Consider the following 16,071-nt stretch of genomic DNA (forward strand, 5'->3'; position numbering starts at 1 on the left):
CCGCCCCAGAGCATAGCGTCACTGTGTGGCGGACGCTTGACCATCATCAACCACGCGGAAGCGCAGCACGCCGATCACCTGGCCGTCTTCGGTCAGCACCCGGACCTGCCAGCGCCCCACCGGATTGGCCGGGAACACCTGCTTGTGGGTCCAGGCGCGGTAGCCTTCCTTGCGTCCGCCATTGATGTCGAGCGCAATGCGGTCGACCTCTTTGCCGTTGAACTGCCACACATGGTAGATGCGCTCGTTGAGCCCGCGCGGCGCCTTGATCGCAGTGTAGGCGTAGAGCCCGGCGCTGCGGATCTGGCTGGCACTGACCTGTTTGAGGCTGTCGCCGGGGGTGCGGTTCTGCAGTTGGCTGCTGATCGCTACTTCGGTCATCCACAGGGTCGCCGGTGGCACCCAGGAACGCAGCAACCAGCCGGTGCCGCCGATCGAGAGCGTCACCAGCACCAACGCGATCGCCCGGCGCGCATTGTTGATCGGGAAGCTGCTGGCCAGGCTCGGGAAGGACAGCAGCATCGACACCCCCAGTGCGAGCTTGAAGCTCTCGGCGGTGGTCAGGTGGAGGATGATCGGCAGCGCCGTGAGCATCGCGGCGAACAGGGTCAGGGTGTGCAGGGCAAGGAACAGCCAGCGCCGCGGCGCGACCCAGCGGTAGTAGAGCGGGTCGATGATCGACACCAGCCCGGCGGCGCCCAGCAGGCCGGTGAAGATCAGTTGGCCGCTGTTCCAGGTGGTGGTGACGAAGAAGAACGGCAGGACGAAGAACAGGCTTTCCTGGTGGATCATCTGCGTTGCGTAGCGCAGCAGCGGTTGCGGGATTTCGCGCTTGAACAGGCGGGCGAACAACTGGGTGAAGCTGTTTTCCAGCATCAGCCAGACCCAACTCACCAGCATCAGTATCGCGACCCAACTGGCCAGGCTTTCCTGGCGATCGACCAGGATGAAGCTGCCGATACCGGAGATGAAACCACCGAGTGCGATGACCCCGGGATAGCGCTTGATCAGTTCGATGAGGCGCTGGATGTAGATAGGCATGGGGGCATTCGCAGAGGGCTGTAAAAAACGGTTACAAGAATACCTTGGTTTCGGTCGACTTTGGGGCGGCTGTGGGCGGGGCGCTATCGCGACGGTTCGGCGTCCCGACAAGCTCGCTCCCCACAGCTCATCTGTAGGAGCGAGCTCGCTCGCGATGGGGCCTCACGCTATCCAGCGTGCCTGCGCCGATACCAGGCAAACCCGCCACCGACCACCACAACCAACCCCAGCACACCCCACCAGAACAGCTCGTCATACCCCAGCAACGGCTTCTCCACCCGCACATACCCGGTGGTCTTGAACAATTCCCGCATCGCCTGGTTCGCCTCTTCCAGGCTCACCTCGCGCAGGCGCTGTTTCGGGTCGACGAAATGCCCATCGGCATAGGTGTTCAACGCGCCCCAGTAATAGTCAGCCAACGCGCTGTTGCCCTGGGTGGTCCAGGATTCGCGGTCGATGGCCGCCGCCTTGATCCGTTCGAAGGTAGACGGGTCGAGGCCCTCGTCACGCAGGCGCTTGATCAGGTCCTGCATCACCTCCTCCGCTTCTTCGACCTGATCGCGCTCCAGGTCGGCATTCAGGCTGAGCATGCCGCTGTCGCCAAAGGTCTCCCGCTGACTCCACGGCCCGTAGGACAGGCCGTGCTTGAGGCGCAGTTCGCTGTATAGCGCCCAGTCCAGGTAGCGCTGGACCAGATCGAGGGTCTGGTCGTGCTCGTTGTCCAGCACCGGTTCCAGGAACAACCAGCTCAGCCGCGCGCCGTTGCCCAGCAGGCCGCGCACCAGCGTGCGGTTTTCCTCGGCCTGCCGGCTGACGCCATCCAGCGCCCGCCGCTCGGCTGGTTCCACGGGCTCCAGCTCAGCCCAGGAGCGCTCCAGATAAGCCGGCAGCAGACGGTCGAGGCCGCCGACGATGATCAAGGTCATGTTGTTGGCTGCGTACCAGCGCTGGCGAATCTCGTCGACCTGTTCGAGGGTCATGTCGTCCAGATCGGAGCGCTCGGCGCATTTCAGGCCAAGCTCCACCGCCAACTGGTCGCTGGCGCGGTGACCGATGGCCTGGCGGTCGAGCCAGCGTTGCAGGTGGGAATAGTGGCCACCGTCTTCGCGTTCGATGATGCGCTTGGACTGCGCCAGTGCGTCGTCATCGAACTGGGTCTGCTGCAGCAAGGCCAGCAGCAGGTCGAGCACTTTGCGCTGGTTGCGGGCCGGCGCTTCGATGACGAAGGTGGTATCGGCGCTGCTGGTGTAGGCGTTCCATTCCCCACCGAGGGCCTGAATGCGTTGTTCCAGGCCGCCTTCGCCGCTGTCGTCGATGCCGCTGAACAGCAAGTGTTCGAGCAGGTGCGGCAGTTCTTGCCGGTCGCAGGGAAAGTCATCGAAACCGATGCCGACCACCAGGCGGATCGACACATGGTCCCGTTCGTAGCCCGGTTTGAGCAACACTTGCAGGCCGTTGGGCAGCAGATAGCCCTCGACTTGCGTGCGGTCCAGGGCAAAGCCGGGCATGGCGCCCAGCAACAGGCAAACGAACATCAGGCAACGCATGCGGGGCTTCCTTGCAGAGGGTCGACGCAGTAAAGGGTCACGGCGAGTGGATCTCGTCCGGCACGGCGTCGATCAGCAAGCCGCCGGTGTCGTGTCCACCCAGTACCACATAGGCACTGCTGCAGAACAATGAGTTCAGTCGTTTCATGTCGGCGATCAGTTCCAGGTGCAGCGAGCTGGTCTCGATACTCTGCACCACCTTGCGTTGCAGACGGCTGACGTGGGCGTGAGCCAGGCGCCGCTCCTGGGCGCGGAAGCGGCGTTTTTCCCGCAGTAGCTGGCGGGCGCTCTCCGGGTCGGCACTGAGGAACACCGACAGCCCCAGGCGCAGGTTGGCCAGCAACTGGCCTTGCAAGCCGGTCAGTTCTTCCAGGCCCACTTCGGAGAACTCGCGGCGCTGCGAGGTCTTCTGCTGCTGGATCTTGCGCAGCATGCGTTCGATCAGGTCGCTGGCCATCTTCAGGTTGATCGCCAGCTCGATGATCTCGGCCCAGCGCTGGCTGTCCTGCTCGCCGAGGTCTTCTCGCGGCATTTGCGCCAGGTACAGCTTGATGGCGTTGTACAGCGACTCGACATCGTCATGCAGGACGCGGATTTCCTGGGTCACCGCCGTCTGGGTGCCGCGCAGCACACCGTTCATGGCTTCGAGCATGGTGTCCACCAGATCGCCCAGACGCAGGGTTTCGCGCACGGCATTGGCCAAGGCCAGACTGGAGGTGGCGAGGGCGGTCGGGTCGAGGTGGCGCGGCGTGGTGTGGCCGTTGGTTTCCGGGCGTTCGGGCAGCAGCCAGCTGCAGGCCCTGGCCATGAGTTTTACCGTGGGCAGCAGGGTCAGGCAGCGCAGGCTGTTGTAGAGCAGGTGGAAACCGATCACCAGTTCGGCCGGGCTGAACGTCAGGCTGTCCATCCAGGCGACCAGCGGCGTCAGTAGCGGAATGGTCACCAGCAGGCCGATCAGTTTGTACAGCAGGCTGCCCAGCGCCACCTGGCGTCCGGCGCTGTTGCGCATGCTGGTGCTGATAAAGGCCAGCAGGCCGCTGCCGATGTTGGCACCGATGACCAGGCCGATGGCGACCGGCAGGCCGATCACCCCGGCGCCGGCCAGGGTGGCGGTGAGCAGCACGGCGGCGAGGCTGGAGTAGGAAATCATGGCGAACATCGCGCCAATCAGGGCATCGAGGAGGATATCGCCGGTCAGCGAGGCGAACAGGACTTTCACCCCTTGCGCGGTGGTGATGGGCGTCGCCGCCTCGACGATCAATTGCAGCGCCAGGATGATCAGCCCCAGGCCAATGCCCACGCGCCCGAGCTGGCCGGCGCGGGTCTGCTTGCGCGACAGGAAGAAGATCACCCCGAGGAAGATCAGCAGCGGCGACAGCCATGACAGGTCGAGCGTCAGCACCCGCGCCATCAGCGCGGTACCGACGTCGGCGCCGAGCATGATCGCCAGGGCCGGGGTCAGCGCCATCAGGCCCTGGCCGACGAACGAAGTGACCAGCATCGCCGTGGCATTGCTGCTCTGCACCATGGCGGTGACCAGAATGCCGGCGATGAACGCCAGTGGCCGGCGCGACATGTTCTGGCTGATGACCCGGCGCAGGTTTGAACCATAGACCCGCAGGATGCCGGTACGGACGATGTGTGTGCCCCAGATCAGCAGGGCGACGGCTGACAATAGATTGAGCAGGGTCAGCATGAACGGGCCCCCTGTGTGTTTGCCCCAGCGGGGCCAATGAATGTGCGCGGAGCCTGGCCGTTGGCAACGGCGGTTTTTTCCAGTGCTCACTTAAGCTTTAGTTCGCCAGAGGCCTTGGCGCCAGCAGGGTTGGCGGGGTCTGGCAGATAAAGCCGAGAAACCGCCGCTGTTGCCGCCACAATGAAAAAAGGCCCCGGAAGGGGCCTTCATTCAGCAACTGGCCAGTATTACTGACCCGGGATGTCCTTGCGAAGTTTCACCGGTTCGCTCTGTGCTTCTTTGCGTTTCTTCGCCATCGCCGTGCGCATGCGGATATTGACGGCTTCCACGGCCAGCGAGAAGGCCATGGCGAAGTAGACGTAGCCCTTCGGCACATGCACGTCGAAGGCTTCGGCGATCAGCACGGTACCGACCACCATCAGGAAGGACAGCGCGAGCATCTTCAGCGACGGGTGTTTGTCGATGAAATCGCTGATGGTCTTGGCGCAGAGCATCATTACCAGTACGGCGATGACGATTGCCGCGATCATGACCGGTACATGGGACACCATGCCGACCGCGGTGATCACCGAGTCCAGGGAGAACACGATGTCGATGATGGCGATCTGGATGATGGTGTACAGGAACTTGCCGCCGGCGCTCGTCGTAGTCTCGTCGGCGCTTTCGTCTTCGCCCTCGAGGCCGTGGTAGATCTCCTGGGAGCTTTTCCACAGCAGGAACAGGCCGCCGAAGAACAGGATCAGGTCACGGCCGGAAATGCCCTGGCCGAACACCTCGAACAGATCGGCGGTGAGACGCATGACCCAGGTGATCGACAGCAGCAACATGATGCGGGTGACCATCGCCAGCGCCAGGCCGAAGATTCGGGTGCGCTGCTGCATGTGCTTGGGCATGCGGCTGACCAGGATCGAGATCATGATGATGTTGTCGATCCCGAGCACGATTTCGAGTGCAGTCAGGGTGAAGAGGGCAACCCAGATTTCCGGGTTGGTCAGCCATTCCATGTTTGTTCCTTCGAGCGTATGACGTTGCGCGCCGGATCAGGCGCGCAAACAGGTTGGTGGATCTGTTTACTAGAGGCTACTGAACAGCGGGAAAATTCCCATGAGCAGCGCGGCGAGCATTATGCATAGGCAGACTAGCACTGCCCACTTCAGGGTAAAGCGCTGGTGGTCGCCGAACTCGATGCCGGCCAGGGCGACCAGCAGGTAGGTCGATGGCACTAGCGGGCTGAGCAGGTGAACCGGCTGTCCGACGATCGAGGCGCGGGCCATTTCCACCGGCGAGATGCCGTAGTGGCTGGCGGCTTCCGAGAGTACCGGCAGCACGCCGTAGTAGAAGGCGTCGTTGGACATGAAGAAGGTGAACGGCATGCTCACGATCGCGGTGATTACCGCCAGGTACGGGCCCAGCGCGTCCGGGATCACGGCCAGCAGGCTCTTTGACATGGCTTCGACCATGCCGGTGCCGGACAGGATGCCGGTGAAGATACCTGCAGCGAAGATCAGCCCGGTTACCGCCAATACGCTGCCGGCGTGGGCGGATATGCGGTCTTTCTGCTGTTGCAGGCACGGGTAGTTGACGATCATCGCGATACTGAAGGCGATCATGAACAGCACCGGCAGCGGCAGCAGGCCGGCGATCAGCGCGACCATCAGCGCGGCGGTCAGGGCGCCGTTGAACCACAGCAGTTTCGGGCGGCGGGCGTCCGGGTACTGGGAGACGGTGATTTCGCTGTGGTCGATCTCATCGCCCGGCAGGTGCAGCTCACCGAGACGGGCGCGCTCGCGCTTGCCGTACATGTAGGCGATGGCCAGGATCGCGACCACACCGGCGAGCATGGCCGGGATCATCGGCACGAAGATGTCCGAAGGGTCTACGTGCAGCGCGCTGGCGGCACGGGCAGTCGGGCCGCCCCACGGGGTCATGTTCATCACCCCGCCGGCGAGGATGATCAGGCCGGCCATGATCCGCGGGCTCATGCCCAGGCGGCTGTACAGCGGCAGCATCGCGGCGCAGCAGATCATGTAGGTGGTGGCGCCGTCACCGTCGAGCGAGACGACCAGGGCCAGCACCGCAGTGCCGACCGAGACTTTCAGCGGGTCGCCTTTGACCAGCTTGAGGATCTTGCGCACGGCCGGGTCGAACAGGCCGGAGTCGATCATCAGGGCGAAATAGAGAATGGCGAACATCAGCATCACGCCGGTTGGGGCGAGCTTGCTGATGCCTTCCAGCATCATCGGGCCGATCTTGCTGGAAAAGCCGCCGAACAGGGCGAACAGGATCGGTACCAGGATCAGCGCGATCAAGGCCGACAGGCGCTTGGTCATGATCAGGTACATGAAGGTGATGACCATGGCGAAGCCGAGGAAGGTCAGCATGGGGGTACTCCAGGCGTAGTGCGTCGGGACAGGGACGTGACGGACGGATCAGCGGGCGAGGCGCTGTGTCTGGAGTAGCGGGGGGAAATCAGGGCGCAGGAATTTACGGAAGGACATCAGAATCACCATTGTTCTTGTTGATTGGGCCGGGCTCGGTAAATCGGATGCCCTGGCGCGCCGGTCGCTATGCCGGTGGTGAGGCGATGCTAAGGGGCTAAGCTTTCAGCCAGCTTTCGAGGGTTGAAAGGTGACGAGAGGTATTTTTCGGGACTGCCTTCGCGAGCAAGCTCGCGCCTACAAGACAATGGTTACCCTGTAGGAGCGAGCTTGCTCGCGATGAGGCCCCACGAACAACGGCTGAATCTGCACCAACAAGGAGTGCTGAACAAATGACTCAATTCCACGAGGGCGGCTGCCACTGCGGCGCCCTGCGCTACCGGGCCGAAGGCCCGCTCACGGATGTCGCCCACTGCCATTGCTCAATCTGCCGGCGGGTTACCGGCGGTTTGCTGGTCACTTGGGTCACCGTGCCCTGCGGCGGCTTCCAGTGGTTGACCGGAACCCCGCAGCGCTACGATTCGTCCGCCAGTTGCGTGCGTTATTTCTGCAGCCGCTGTGGCGCACATGTGGCCCTGACCACCGACCTGAGCCCGGAAACCATCGATATCACCGTGACCACGCTGGATGATCCGGAATCCGTGCCGCCAAACCGGCATATCTGGACCGAGAGCCGTTTGCCCTGGCTGCACCTGGACGAACAATTGCCCAGCGAGCGCCACGAGTCTCTCTGACGGTTACGGCAGTTCCAGTCCGCCCGCGGCCTTGTGCAAGGCCCGCAGGTGCTCGCCGAGCTGTTTGATATTGGCCTCCACCGCCTTGATCTGCGCCGCGCGCTCCGGCCCGAGCAAGGCGCGCACTTCCGTGTCCAGGTCCACGCTCAACGCCTGCAACTGCTGCTGGCGCTGGCTGCTGCTCTGCTCCAGTTGCTGGCGCTCGGCGGGCTGCGGCAGACCATAGCCGCCCTCCCCCAGCAATTCCGCCGGTTTGCTCAGGAAGCCACTGTTGGCGAGGATCTGCTGCAAGGTGTTGTTGGCCTTGGCCACGCTGCCGTCCTCCAGCGCGCGCCCGGTCAGGTAGCGTTGCTTGACCTCGTCCTGGGCCAGCAGCAACTGCCGGCGCAGTCCGGCCTGTTCCAGCAGCAGCAAGGCGGCGCTGGTGCGCAGGTCGGCGCGGTCGAACCACGGGCGACGCTGTTCGGCGCTCTGTTCCAGCCAGCTTTCGACGCTGTCGGCGGGGACCGGCAACTGCTTCTTGAGAATCTGGAACATCGCCTGGTAGCGATCACGGTAGGAATCGAAGCGATAGCCCAGGCGTAGCGCCTCGCGGGGGTCGTCCAGCACGCTGGTATCGGCCAGACCGCGGCCCTTGAGCACTTCCAGCAGGCCGTTGGGCATGATGTTGTCGAGGCTGGTCAGGCGCGGATTGGCGGTGCCGCTGCGCAGCAGCTTGAGGGTTTCCACCGCGCAGTTGTTGGACAGGAAGAAGTAGTTGCCGTCGTAGCTCCAGTGCATCTCCAGGGCCTGACGCACCAAGGCCTCCAGCTCCTCGCGGGACAGCTTCAGCGGGATCGACGCGAGGCTGCGCAGCTCGGTCTTGGTGTATTCATCGATGACCTGGCCCAGCGGCAGCACGAACAGTCGCGACGGGTAGGCACCGACCAGGCCATCCCAACTGGACAGTTGCACATCGTTGACGAACGCCCGGTACGACAGCACCAGATGCTGGTCCAGATCGAGACGGCAGTCCGGCCCGCGTGGGCGGCCAGGGGCGCAGATCACCAGACGCAGCATGCTGTGGCCCCAGCGGCTGACCCAGTTCTGGTTGGCTTCGGCCAGCAGGTAATCCACCGCATAGACGCGCTCGGGGTCGATTTGCCCCAGCGGTTGCTTGGCGAAATCGTTGCCGGCATTGAGGAACGGCAGCGCCGGCTCGCAGGCCGGATGCGCCGGCGCCCAGCCGAAGTGCTTGCTCAGGTAAGCCTGCAAGGCCGGGCGCCGGCAGGCATAGCTCGGGTCGAGGAGGAAGTACTCCATGTTGACCGCGATGAATTCCTTGGGGCTGCTCAGCTCATAGCTGTCCGGGCTGCGGGCGATCTGGCGATTGTGCTGCTCGCGTTCGCCGCGACGGCCAACGTATTGCGGCCAGCCGGCAAGGTCGAGCAGGCGCGGATCATCGCTGAGGGTGAAGCGGCGTTCGGGTTGGCCGCGGCATTCGTCGCGCAGCCCTACCTTGCCCTGGCTGTCGTTCTGGCGTTTGCACTGGACGATCAGCCGACGCTCGTCGTCCGGCCAAAGCCGGGCACGGTCGTAGATATGGGTGGTTTCGTGGAGGACGGTGGCCAGCAGCTCCTGGCGCACGGTGCCATGGGGGCGACCGGTCTTCTGTGTGGCGGCGCTGCCGTCGGTGAGGCTGGGCAGCAGGCGGCGATTGAGCGCCAGTGTGGACACCAGCGAGGCCTGGCCGTAGGCGTCTTCGGGCATGCGCGCGTCCCAATTGACCGTGATGGTGCGGTCGAGGCGGGTCTTGAAGCTGGGAGGAAGTTTCTCCATCGCTTCATCCAGCAGCGCCTGGGTGGCCTGGCGCTGGGATGAAGTCAGGCTGTCGTCCTGCAACACCAGTTGCAGGTCGGCCAGCGCGGGGACGCTGAACAGTGCCAGTGCACCGCTCAGCAGCCAGTTACGCAGGGATTTCACAGGGCCAGGATGGCTTCGGCCAAGACCTGATCACTGGCTTGGCGTGCTTCCGGGACGCGCTGGCGCAGGGCGTCGAACGCGGCTTCCAGTTGCGCGCCACGGATGTCGCCGTTGCTGGCGACGAAGCTGGCGGCATCGTCGCGGGCTTCGCGGACGACTTTCGAGTCGCGGATCGAGGTGGTGGTGTCAGAGGTGAAATCGATCGAACGGCCAAAGGCGCGGACGATGATGTTGCTGGTGGCGACCACGGTGTGTGCCTGGGCTACGTCGGCCAGCAGCAGGAAGCCGAGGGTGGCGGCAATCAGCGGATTACGCATGGAACATCTCCGGGAAAAACAGGTGTGGTCATTGGACGAGAATTGCCTGCGCCAGTTCAAGGTCGGCAGCATGAAGTTCGGGGTTTTCATGGCGCAATCGCTGGATGACCGCTTCCAGCCGTGCGCCGCGCAACTGGCCGTCACTGGCAATGAAGGCTGCGGCGTCATCGCGAGCGGCCCTGACCCACTTGCGGTCGAAAGGCGCAGTTGTCACCTGGCTGGTGGCGTAGCCGCTGACGACGAGTGTGGCAGTGGTCATATCGAAGGCCAGGGCGGTGCCGGGCCCGAACAGCACAAGCAGCAGTGGCAAATAACGCATGGGGAAACAGTGCCTCCGGAATCGAGGCGGCAAAGGCTATCCCAATGTGCAAGCCCGGGCCAGAGCGGTTGGCCCAGGTGTTTTGCCTGGTGTTTCGCGAGTGGCGGACCCGTGTCGGATCAGATCGCCAGAATCGCCTGGGCCAGTTGTGCGTCGCTGGCCTGCAGCGTTGGCTGTTGCTGGCGGATATGGACGAAGGCGCTTTCCAGCTTCGCGCCACGGATATCGCCGTTGCTGGCAACGAAGCTTGCGGCGTCGTCACGTGCGGCGCGGACGATCTTGTCGTCACGGAACGAGGAGGACACATCCGAGGTGGCATCGGTGGAAGCGGCCACGGCACCTACAACTGCGTCGGTGGTGACAACGAAGCTGGTGGCCTGGGCAGTCGAGGCCAGGGCCAGCAAGACGGCGGCGCCCAGCAAGCGGGTACGGAACATGGTCGATCTCCTGAGTAGGGCTTTGGTCATCTGAATGTCAGACGCGCGCTCAGCTTATTGCGTTACGGGTGAGTCAAGCTGCGTAAAGCAAGCGTAACACGGGGTAAGCGAAACGGCGTCGGATGTAACTGTGATGGTGTTTTTTCGATTTGTGAAAATTGTACTGCTCGTTGAGTTAGGCGCTCTATTTCGCACCTTCCAGAACGAAAAAACCCGTCAGCAGTTACCTGCGACGGGTTTCTCGGAATTCGGTGCCGGCCTTGGCCGGCGCTCCTGGCTTAACGCCAGAAAGGCTTGCTCAGCTCTTCGTAGCGCTGTGCTTCGCTGATACCGGCGTCGGCCAGCAGGCGGGCATCCAGACGAGCCAGTTGATGGCGGCTGGAGATGCGGCGCTGCCACAGCATCAGGTTAGCCAGCAGGCGCAGAGGCAGAGCGGCTTGGGATTGTTGAGCGTTGTTTTCGAAAATCAGATCGGAACTGAGGGTACGTTCCATGATGTCTTCCTTCCGCTTATGGCGGCATTGGCTAGTGGTTTAACTGATGCCAATGATCCTCCTCCACCGTCCATAACAGTAGATACAGTTCACCTTGATTGTGAGGGTCCAGTTAACTGTTTAAGGGTGCTGTTGCACTCAAAATACGCGCAACTGTACTGGTCTGCGCGCTTTTGGTGCGTTTCTGGTCAGGGGGAGAGTCGGGAGGTGGAAAAGCTGGGGGATATTACCGGTACAGTAGAACAGTTTTTGTTGATTTGAGTGGAGCAACTGTACAGCCGGTGCGCATTGCACGTCACCGGCTGCCAACTGTCACGGATCAACCGGCGAGCATGCGACCGGTTTCTTCCAGGTTTTCGTGCCAGGCCAAGGCCTCACGCAGGATGTGCGGGGTATGACCGCCCCGCTCGCACGCGCGGGTGAAGTAGTCGTTCAGCGCCTCGCGGTAATCCGGGTGCACACAGTTGTCGATGATCACCCGGGCGCGCTCGCGTGGCGCCAGGCCGCGCAAGTCGGCCAGACCTTGCTCGGTCACCAGGATGTCGACGTCATGCTCGGTATGGTCGACATGGCTGACCATTGGAACGACGCTGGAAATCGCGCCGCCCTTGGCGATCGACTTGGTGACGAAGATGGCCAGGTGCGCGTTGCGGGCGAAGTCGCCCGAGCCGCCAATGCCGTTCATCATCCGCGTACCGCAGACGTGGGTGGAGTTGACGTTGCCGTACAGGTCGAACTCCAGCGCGGTGTTGATGCCGATGATGCCCAGGCGACGGACCACTTCAGGGTGGTTGGAGATTTCCTGCGGACGCAGTACCAGCTTGTCCTTGTAGCGCTCCAGGTTGCCGAACACATCAGCGTTGCGGCGGCTCGACAGGGTGATCGAACTGCCCGAGGCGAAGCTCAGCTTGCCGGCGTCGATCAGGTCGAAGGTCGAGTCCTGCAGCACTTCGGAGTACATGGTCAGGTCTTCGAACGGCGACTCGATCAGCCCGCACATCACCGCGTTGGCGATGTTGCCGATACCGGCCTGCAGCGGGCCGAGCTTGTTGGTCATGCGGCCAGCATCGACTTCCTGTTTGAGGAAGTTGATCAGGTGGTTGGCGATGCCCTGGGTTTCTTCATCCGGCGGCAGCACGGTGGACGGCGAGTCGGATTGGTTGGTGATGACGATGCCGACGATCTTCGCCGGGTCGATCGGGATCGCGGTGCTGCCGATGCGGTCGTCGACCTTGACCAGCGGGATTGGCGTGCGGGTCGGGCGGTAGGTCGGGATATAGATGTCGTGCAGGCCTTCGAGGTTGGCGTTGTGCGCCATGTTGATCTCGATGATCACTTGCTTGGCGAAGATCGCGAAGCTGGCCGAGTTGCCCACGGAGGTGGTCGGCACGATGTGGCCTTGCTCGGTGATCGCCACGGCTTCGATGACGGCGATATCCGGCAGCTTGAGCTGGGCGTTGCGCAGTTGCTCGACGGTTTCCGACAGGTGCTGGTCGATGAACATCACCTTGCCTTCGTTGATGGCCTTGCGCAGGGTGCTGTCGACCTGGAACGGCATGCGGCGAGCGAGCACACCGGCTTCGGTCAGTTGCTTGTCCAGGTCGTTGCCAAGGCTGGCGCCGGTCATCAGGCTGATTTTCAGCGGCGACTGCTTGGCCCGTTCGGCCAGTGCGTGGGGAACGGCCTTGGCTTCACCGGCACGGGTGAAACCGCTCATGCCGACGGTCATGCCGTCCTGGATCAGGGCGGCGGCGTCTTCCGCGCTCATGACTTTACTGTGCAGCGAGGACAAGCGAATGCGATCACGGTACATGGATTGTTATCTCGGGCTACTGAAGCTAGATGCGCAGTCTAGTGATTTCGCAAATGTTCGTCGCGCGACCAAGGTCGTAGGCGAAGCCCGGAAATAGAGCCTTCCGTCGGCGGGCCGGGGACGAAAAAGCCCCAGGCGTTACCGCGCTGGGGCTTTTTGTCACAGTACCGCGAGGGGCTTATTCCACCGCTTTGACCATGTCCTCGATGACCTTTTTGGCGTCGCCAAAGACCATCATGGTCTTGTCGAGGTAGAACAGTTCGTTGTCCAGGCCGGCATAGCCGCTGGCCATCGAGCGCTTGTTGACGATGATGGTCTTGGCCTTGAAGGCTTCCAGGATCGGCATGCCGGCGATCGGCGACTTCGGATCGTTCTTCGCCGCCGGGTTGACCACGTCGTTGGCGCCGAGCACCAGCACCACGTCGGCCTGGCCGAACTCGGAGTTGATGTCCTCCATCTCGAACACCTGGTCATACGGCACTTCGGCTTCCGCCAGCAGCACGTTCATATGGCCAGGCATACGGCCCGCCACCGGGTGGATCGCGTACTTCACGGTCACGCCGTTGTGGGTCAGCTTCTCGGTCAGTTCCTTCAGTGCGTGCTGGGCACGGGCCACCGCCAGGCCGTAGCCGGGAACGATGATCACGGTGTCGGCATTGCTCAGCAGGAAGGTTGCGTCGTCGGCCGAGCCGGACTTCACCGGACGGGCCTCTTGCGCGCCCGCCGGGCCGCCGGCATCTGCCGCACCACCGAAACCGCCGAGGATTACATTAAAGAAGGAACGGTTCATCGCCTTGCACATGATGTACGAGAGGATCGCACCGGACGAACCCACCAGCGAGCCTGCGATGATCAGCATCGAGTTGTTCAGCGAGAAGCCGATACCGGCCGCCGCCCAGCCCGAATAGCTGTTGAGCATCGAGACCACCACGGGCATGTCCGCGCCGCCGATCGGGATGATGATCAGCACGCCCATGACGAACGCCAGGGCCAGCATGACTGCGAAGGCGGTGAGGTTGCCGGTGAAGGTGAACACCAGGCCCAGGCCGATGGTGGCCAGGCCGAGTACCAGGTTGAGCTTGTGCTGGCCGGCGAACTGTACGGGTGCGCCCTGGAACAGGCGGAACTTGTACTTGCCCGAGAGCTTGCCGAAAGCGATGACCGAACCGGAGAAGGTGACCGCACCGATGGCCGCGCCGAGGAACAGCTCCAGGCGGTTACCGGTGGGGATCGGGTCGCTGATGCTGCTGACGATGCCCAGCGATTGCGGCTCGACCACTGCGGCGATGGCGATGAACACCGCCGCCAGGCCGATCATGCTGTGCATGAACGCCACCAGCTCCGGCATCTTGGTCATTTCAACGCGCTTGGCCATGATCGCGCCAGCGCTGCCGCCGACCAGCAGGCCGACCAGCACGTAGGCGATGCCGTCGGTGGCCAGCTCGGCGCCAAGCTTGTAGATCAGGCCGACGGTGGTGACCACCGCCAGCGCCATGCCGAGCATGCCAAACAGGTTGCCGCGGCGGGAGGTGGTCGGGTGCGACAGGCCTTTCAGGGCCTGGATGAAGCACACCGAAGCGACCAGGTAGAGAAGAGTTACCAGGTTCATGCTCATTTTTACTTCTGCCCCTCAGCCTTTGCGGCCTTCTTCTTGAACATCTCCAGCATGCGCCGGGTGACGAGGAATCCACCGAATACGTTCACCGCTGCCAGCGCGACTGCGAGGGTGCCCATGACCTTGCCCAGCGGGGTGACGGTCAGGGCGGCGGCGAGCATGGCGCCGACGATGACGATGGCGGAGATGGCGTTGGTGACGGCCATCAGCGGGGTGTGCAGCGCGGGCGTGACGTTCCAGACCACGTGGTAACCGACATAGATCGCCAGCACGAAGATGATCAGGTTATAGACGCCGTGAGAGATCAGCATGTCTTCCATTGTCTGGCTCCTTATCCGTTCTTGCGGATGACCTGGCCGTCGCGGCACATCAGGCACGCGGCGACGATGTCGTCTTCGAGGTTGATCGTCAGCGCGCCGTCTTTGTCGAACAGCAGCTTCATGAAGTCCAGCAAGTTGCGCGCGTACAGCGCCGAAGCATCGGCACCGACCTGCGCGGGCAGGTTGGTCGGGCCGACGATGGTGACGCCGTTCACCTGTACCACCTGGTCGGCGACGGTCAGCGGGCAGTTACCGCCCTGGGCCGCGGCGAGGTCGATGACCACCGAACCTGGCTTCATTTGCGCCACGGTCTCGGCGCTGAGCAGCGTCGGTGCCTTGCGGCCCGGGATCAGTGCGGTGGTGATGACGATATCGGCCTGCTTCGCGCGTTCGTGCACGGCTTGCGCCTGACGCTGCATCCAGCTGGCTGGCATTGGTCGGGCATAGCCGCCGACGCCGACGGCGCATTCGCGTTCTTCGTCGGTTTCATACGGCACATCAAGGAACTTCGCACCGAGCGATTCGATTTGCTCCTTCACCGCCGGACGCACGTCCGAGGCTTCGATCACCGCACCCAGGCGCTTGGCCGTGGCAATGGCCTGCAGGCCGGCTACACCGGCACCGAGAATCAGCACACGGGCGGCTTTCACCGTACCGGCTGCGGTCATCAGCATCGGCATGAAGCGTGGATAGTGGTGAGCGGCGAGCAACACAGCCTTGTAACCGGCGATGTTGGCCTGCGAGGACAGCACGTCCAGGCTCTGGGCCCGGGAAGTGCGCGGCGCGGCTTCGAGGGCGAAGGCGGTAATGCCGCATTCGGCCATCTTGGCGATGAGTTCGTTGTTGAACGGGTTGAGCATGCCCGCGAGCACGGTACCGCTCTTGATCTGGCCCAGTTCGCTGTCGTCGGGCGCTACAACTTTCAGGACAAGCTGCGCGCCAAACGCATCGGCGGCGCTTCCCATGACGGCGCCGGCAGCCTCATAGGCACTGTCCGGGATGCTGGCGTTCAGGCCGGCTCCGCGTTGCACAGTGACTTGATGACCCTGTCCCACCAGTTTCTTGATGGTTTCGGGAGTGGCAGCGACCCGTGTTTCGCCCGTCTGCGTTTCGAGAGGAACACCAATGTGCACGTCGTATTCTCCTGCGTGATCTTTTGTAGTTGAACCAGCGCACTACGGTTGGTGCGTCTGGGCGGCCGATCAGCACGATCCCGCCAGAACGAGGCGGGGCGCGGCATTTTGCAAGCGATCCTGAATCGCTTCAATGGGTTCTGAATGGAAACGACAAACAAACTACAAGTCACCCTGTGACCGTATGTCGCAACGATTCGGCTCC

At 63.0% G+C, this 16,071-nt stretch carries 15 protein-coding genes; 1 reads left to right on the plus strand and 14 read right to left on the minus strand.

Features of this window, described 5'->3' with window-relative positions; translation table 11 throughout:
* Positions 1 to 18: 18 nt before the first annotated feature.
* The 5 genes from HWV67_RS20200 to HWV67_RS20220 form a co-directional block, all read right to left on the minus strand.
* Positions 19 to 1,041 carry a DUF5924 family protein gene (locus tag HWV67_RS20200; protein ID WP_175652541.1) on the minus strand — a complete coding sequence of 341 codons (1,023 nt, stop codon included), beginning with the start codon at positions 1,039 to 1,041 and terminating at the stop codon, positions 19 to 21.
* 167 nt (positions 1,042 to 1,208) lie between these two features.
* On the minus strand, positions 1,209 to 2,588 hold the full coding sequence (locus HWV67_RS20205; RefSeq protein ID WP_175652542.1) for a M16 family metallopeptidase: 1,380 nt from the start codon (positions 2,586 to 2,588) through the stop codon (positions 1,209 to 1,211).
* 37 nt (positions 2,589 to 2,625) lie between these two features.
* Positions 2,626 to 4,284 carry a Na/Pi cotransporter family protein gene (locus HWV67_RS20210; protein WP_175652543.1) on the minus strand — a complete coding sequence of 553 codons (1,659 nt, stop codon included), beginning with the start codon at positions 4,282 to 4,284 and terminating at the stop codon, positions 2,626 to 2,628.
* A gap of 227 nt (positions 4,285 to 4,511) precedes the next feature.
* The gene (locus HWV67_RS20215) at positions 4,512 to 5,288 is read right to left on the minus strand and encodes a TerC family protein (RefSeq protein WP_175652544.1); all 777 of its coding nucleotides are present in this window, start codon (positions 5,286 to 5,288) and stop codon (positions 4,512 to 4,514) included.
* A gap of 69 nt (positions 5,289 to 5,357) precedes the next feature.
* The gene (locus HWV67_RS20220) at positions 5,358 to 6,665 is read right to left on the minus strand and encodes a CitMHS family transporter (protein WP_175652545.1); all 1,308 of its coding nucleotides are present in this window, start codon (positions 6,663 to 6,665) and stop codon (positions 5,358 to 5,360) included.
* A 389-nt stretch (positions 6,666 to 7,054) separates the two neighbouring features.
* On the opposite strand from HWV67_RS20220, the gene HWV67_RS20225 reads away from it, so the two are divergent.
* On the plus strand, positions 7,055 to 7,456 hold the full coding sequence (locus HWV67_RS20225; protein ID WP_175652546.1) for a GFA family protein: 402 nt from the start codon (positions 7,055 to 7,057) through the stop codon (positions 7,454 to 7,456).
* Positions 7,457 to 7,459: 3 nt separating this feature from the next.
* Here the strand turns inward: HWV67_RS20225 and HWV67_RS20230 are convergent, their stop codons facing one another.
* The 9 genes from HWV67_RS20230 to HWV67_RS20270 form a co-directional block, all read right to left on the minus strand.
* Positions 7,460 to 9,418, minus strand: coding sequence for a DUF7844 domain-containing protein (locus tag HWV67_RS20230; protein WP_175652547.1), 1,959 nt, complete (start codon positions 9,416 to 9,418; stop codon positions 7,460 to 7,462).
* Complete coding sequence (locus tag HWV67_RS20235) at positions 9,415 to 9,735, minus strand: DUF2388 domain-containing protein (protein WP_175652548.1); 321 nt, start codon at positions 9,733 to 9,735, stop codon at positions 9,415 to 9,417. Before HWV67_RS20235 ends, HWV67_RS20230 begins: the two co-directional genes overlap by 4 nt.
* A 28-nt stretch (positions 9,736 to 9,763) precedes the next feature.
* Complete coding sequence (locus HWV67_RS20240; protein ID WP_110969941.1) at positions 9,764 to 10,054, minus strand: DUF2388 domain-containing protein; 291 nt, start codon at positions 10,052 to 10,054, stop codon at positions 9,764 to 9,766.
* A gap of 119 nt (positions 10,055 to 10,173) precedes the next feature.
* Positions 10,174 to 10,491, minus strand: coding sequence for a DUF2388 domain-containing protein (locus HWV67_RS20245; RefSeq protein ID WP_110969942.1), 318 nt, complete (start codon positions 10,489 to 10,491; stop codon positions 10,174 to 10,176).
* A 278-nt stretch (positions 10,492 to 10,769) separates the two neighbouring features.
* Complete coding sequence (locus HWV67_RS20250; protein ID WP_095159017.1) at positions 10,770 to 10,985, minus strand: DUF1127 domain-containing protein; 216 nt, start codon at positions 10,983 to 10,985, stop codon at positions 10,770 to 10,772.
* Positions 10,986 to 11,304: 319 nt separating this feature from the next.
* On the minus strand, positions 11,305 to 12,798 hold the full coding sequence (locus tag HWV67_RS20255) for an acetyl-CoA hydrolase/transferase family protein (RefSeq protein WP_110969943.1): 1,494 nt from the start codon (positions 12,796 to 12,798) through the stop codon (positions 11,305 to 11,307).
* A gap of 178 nt (positions 12,799 to 12,976) precedes the next feature.
* Positions 12,977 to 14,413, minus strand: coding sequence for an NAD(P)(+) transhydrogenase (Re/Si-specific) subunit beta (locus HWV67_RS20260; protein ID WP_175652549.1), 1,437 nt, complete (start codon positions 14,411 to 14,413; stop codon positions 12,977 to 12,979).
* 2 nt (positions 14,414 to 14,415) lie between these two features.
* Positions 14,416 to 14,733, minus strand: a complete 318-nt coding sequence (locus HWV67_RS20265; protein ID WP_009403440.1) for an NAD(P) transhydrogenase subunit alpha — start codon at positions 14,731 to 14,733, stop codon at positions 14,416 to 14,418.
* A gap of 11 nt (positions 14,734 to 14,744) precedes the next feature.
* On the minus strand, positions 14,745 to 15,866 hold the full coding sequence (locus tag HWV67_RS20270; RefSeq protein ID WP_095159014.1) for a Re/Si-specific NAD(P)(+) transhydrogenase subunit alpha: 1,122 nt from the start codon (positions 15,864 to 15,866) through the stop codon (positions 14,745 to 14,747).
* Positions 15,867 to 16,071: the final 205 nt, after the last annotated feature.

The sequence above is a fragment of the Pseudomonas sp. Marseille-P9899 genome (assembly GCF_903166565.1).
In the GTDB taxonomy this organism is placed as follows: Bacteria; Pseudomonadota; Gammaproteobacteria; order Pseudomonadales; family Pseudomonadaceae; genus Aquipseudomonas; species Aquipseudomonas huaxiensis.

Bases quoted from the DNA above. Each gene is read 5' to 3' on its own strand.
- HWV67_RS20200 (WP_175652541.1), bottom strand. From the start codon at position 1,041: ATGCCTATCTACATCCAGCGCCTCATCGAACTGATCAAGCGCTATCCC.
- HWV67_RS20205 (WP_175652542.1), bottom strand. From the start codon at position 2,588: ATGCGTTGCCTGATGTTCGTTTGCCTGTTGCTGGGCGCCATGCCCGGC.
- HWV67_RS20210 (WP_175652543.1), bottom strand. From the start codon at position 4,284: ATGCTGACCCTGCTCAATCTATTGTCAGCCGTCGCCCTGCTGATCTGG.
- HWV67_RS20215 (WP_175652544.1), bottom strand. From the start codon at position 5,288: ATGGAATGGCTGACCAACCCGGAAATCTGGGTTGCCCTCTTCACCCTG.
- HWV67_RS20220 (WP_175652545.1), bottom strand. From the start codon at position 6,665: ATGCTGACCTTCCTCGGCTTCGCCATGGTCATCACCTTCATGTACCTG.
- HWV67_RS20225 (WP_175652546.1), top strand. From the start codon at position 7,055: ATGACTCAATTCCACGAGGGCGGCTGCCACTGCGGCGCCCTGCGCTAC.
- HWV67_RS20235 (WP_175652548.1), bottom strand. From the start codon at position 9,735: ATGCGTAATCCGCTGATTGCCGCCACCCTCGGCTTCCTGCTGCTGGCC.
- HWV67_RS20240 (WP_110969941.1), bottom strand. From the start codon at position 10,054: ATGCGTTATTTGCCACTGCTGCTTGTGCTGTTCGGGCCCGGCACCGCC.
- HWV67_RS20245 (WP_110969942.1), bottom strand. From the start codon at position 10,491: ATGTTCCGTACCCGCTTGCTGGGCGCCGCCGTCTTGCTGGCCCTGGCC.
- HWV67_RS20250 (WP_095159017.1), bottom strand. From the start codon at position 10,985: ATGGAACGTACCCTCAGTTCCGATCTGATTTTCGAAAACAACGCTCAA.
- HWV67_RS20255 (WP_110969943.1), bottom strand. From the start codon at position 12,798: ATGTACCGTGATCGCATTCGCTTGTCCTCGCTGCACAGTAAAGTCATG.
- HWV67_RS20260 (WP_175652549.1), bottom strand. From the start codon at position 14,413: ATGAGCATGAACCTGGTAACTCTTCTCTACCTGGTCGCTTCGGTGTGC.
- HWV67_RS20265 (WP_009403440.1), bottom strand. From the start codon at position 14,733: ATGGAAGACATGCTGATCTCTCACGGCGTCTATAACCTGATCATCTTC.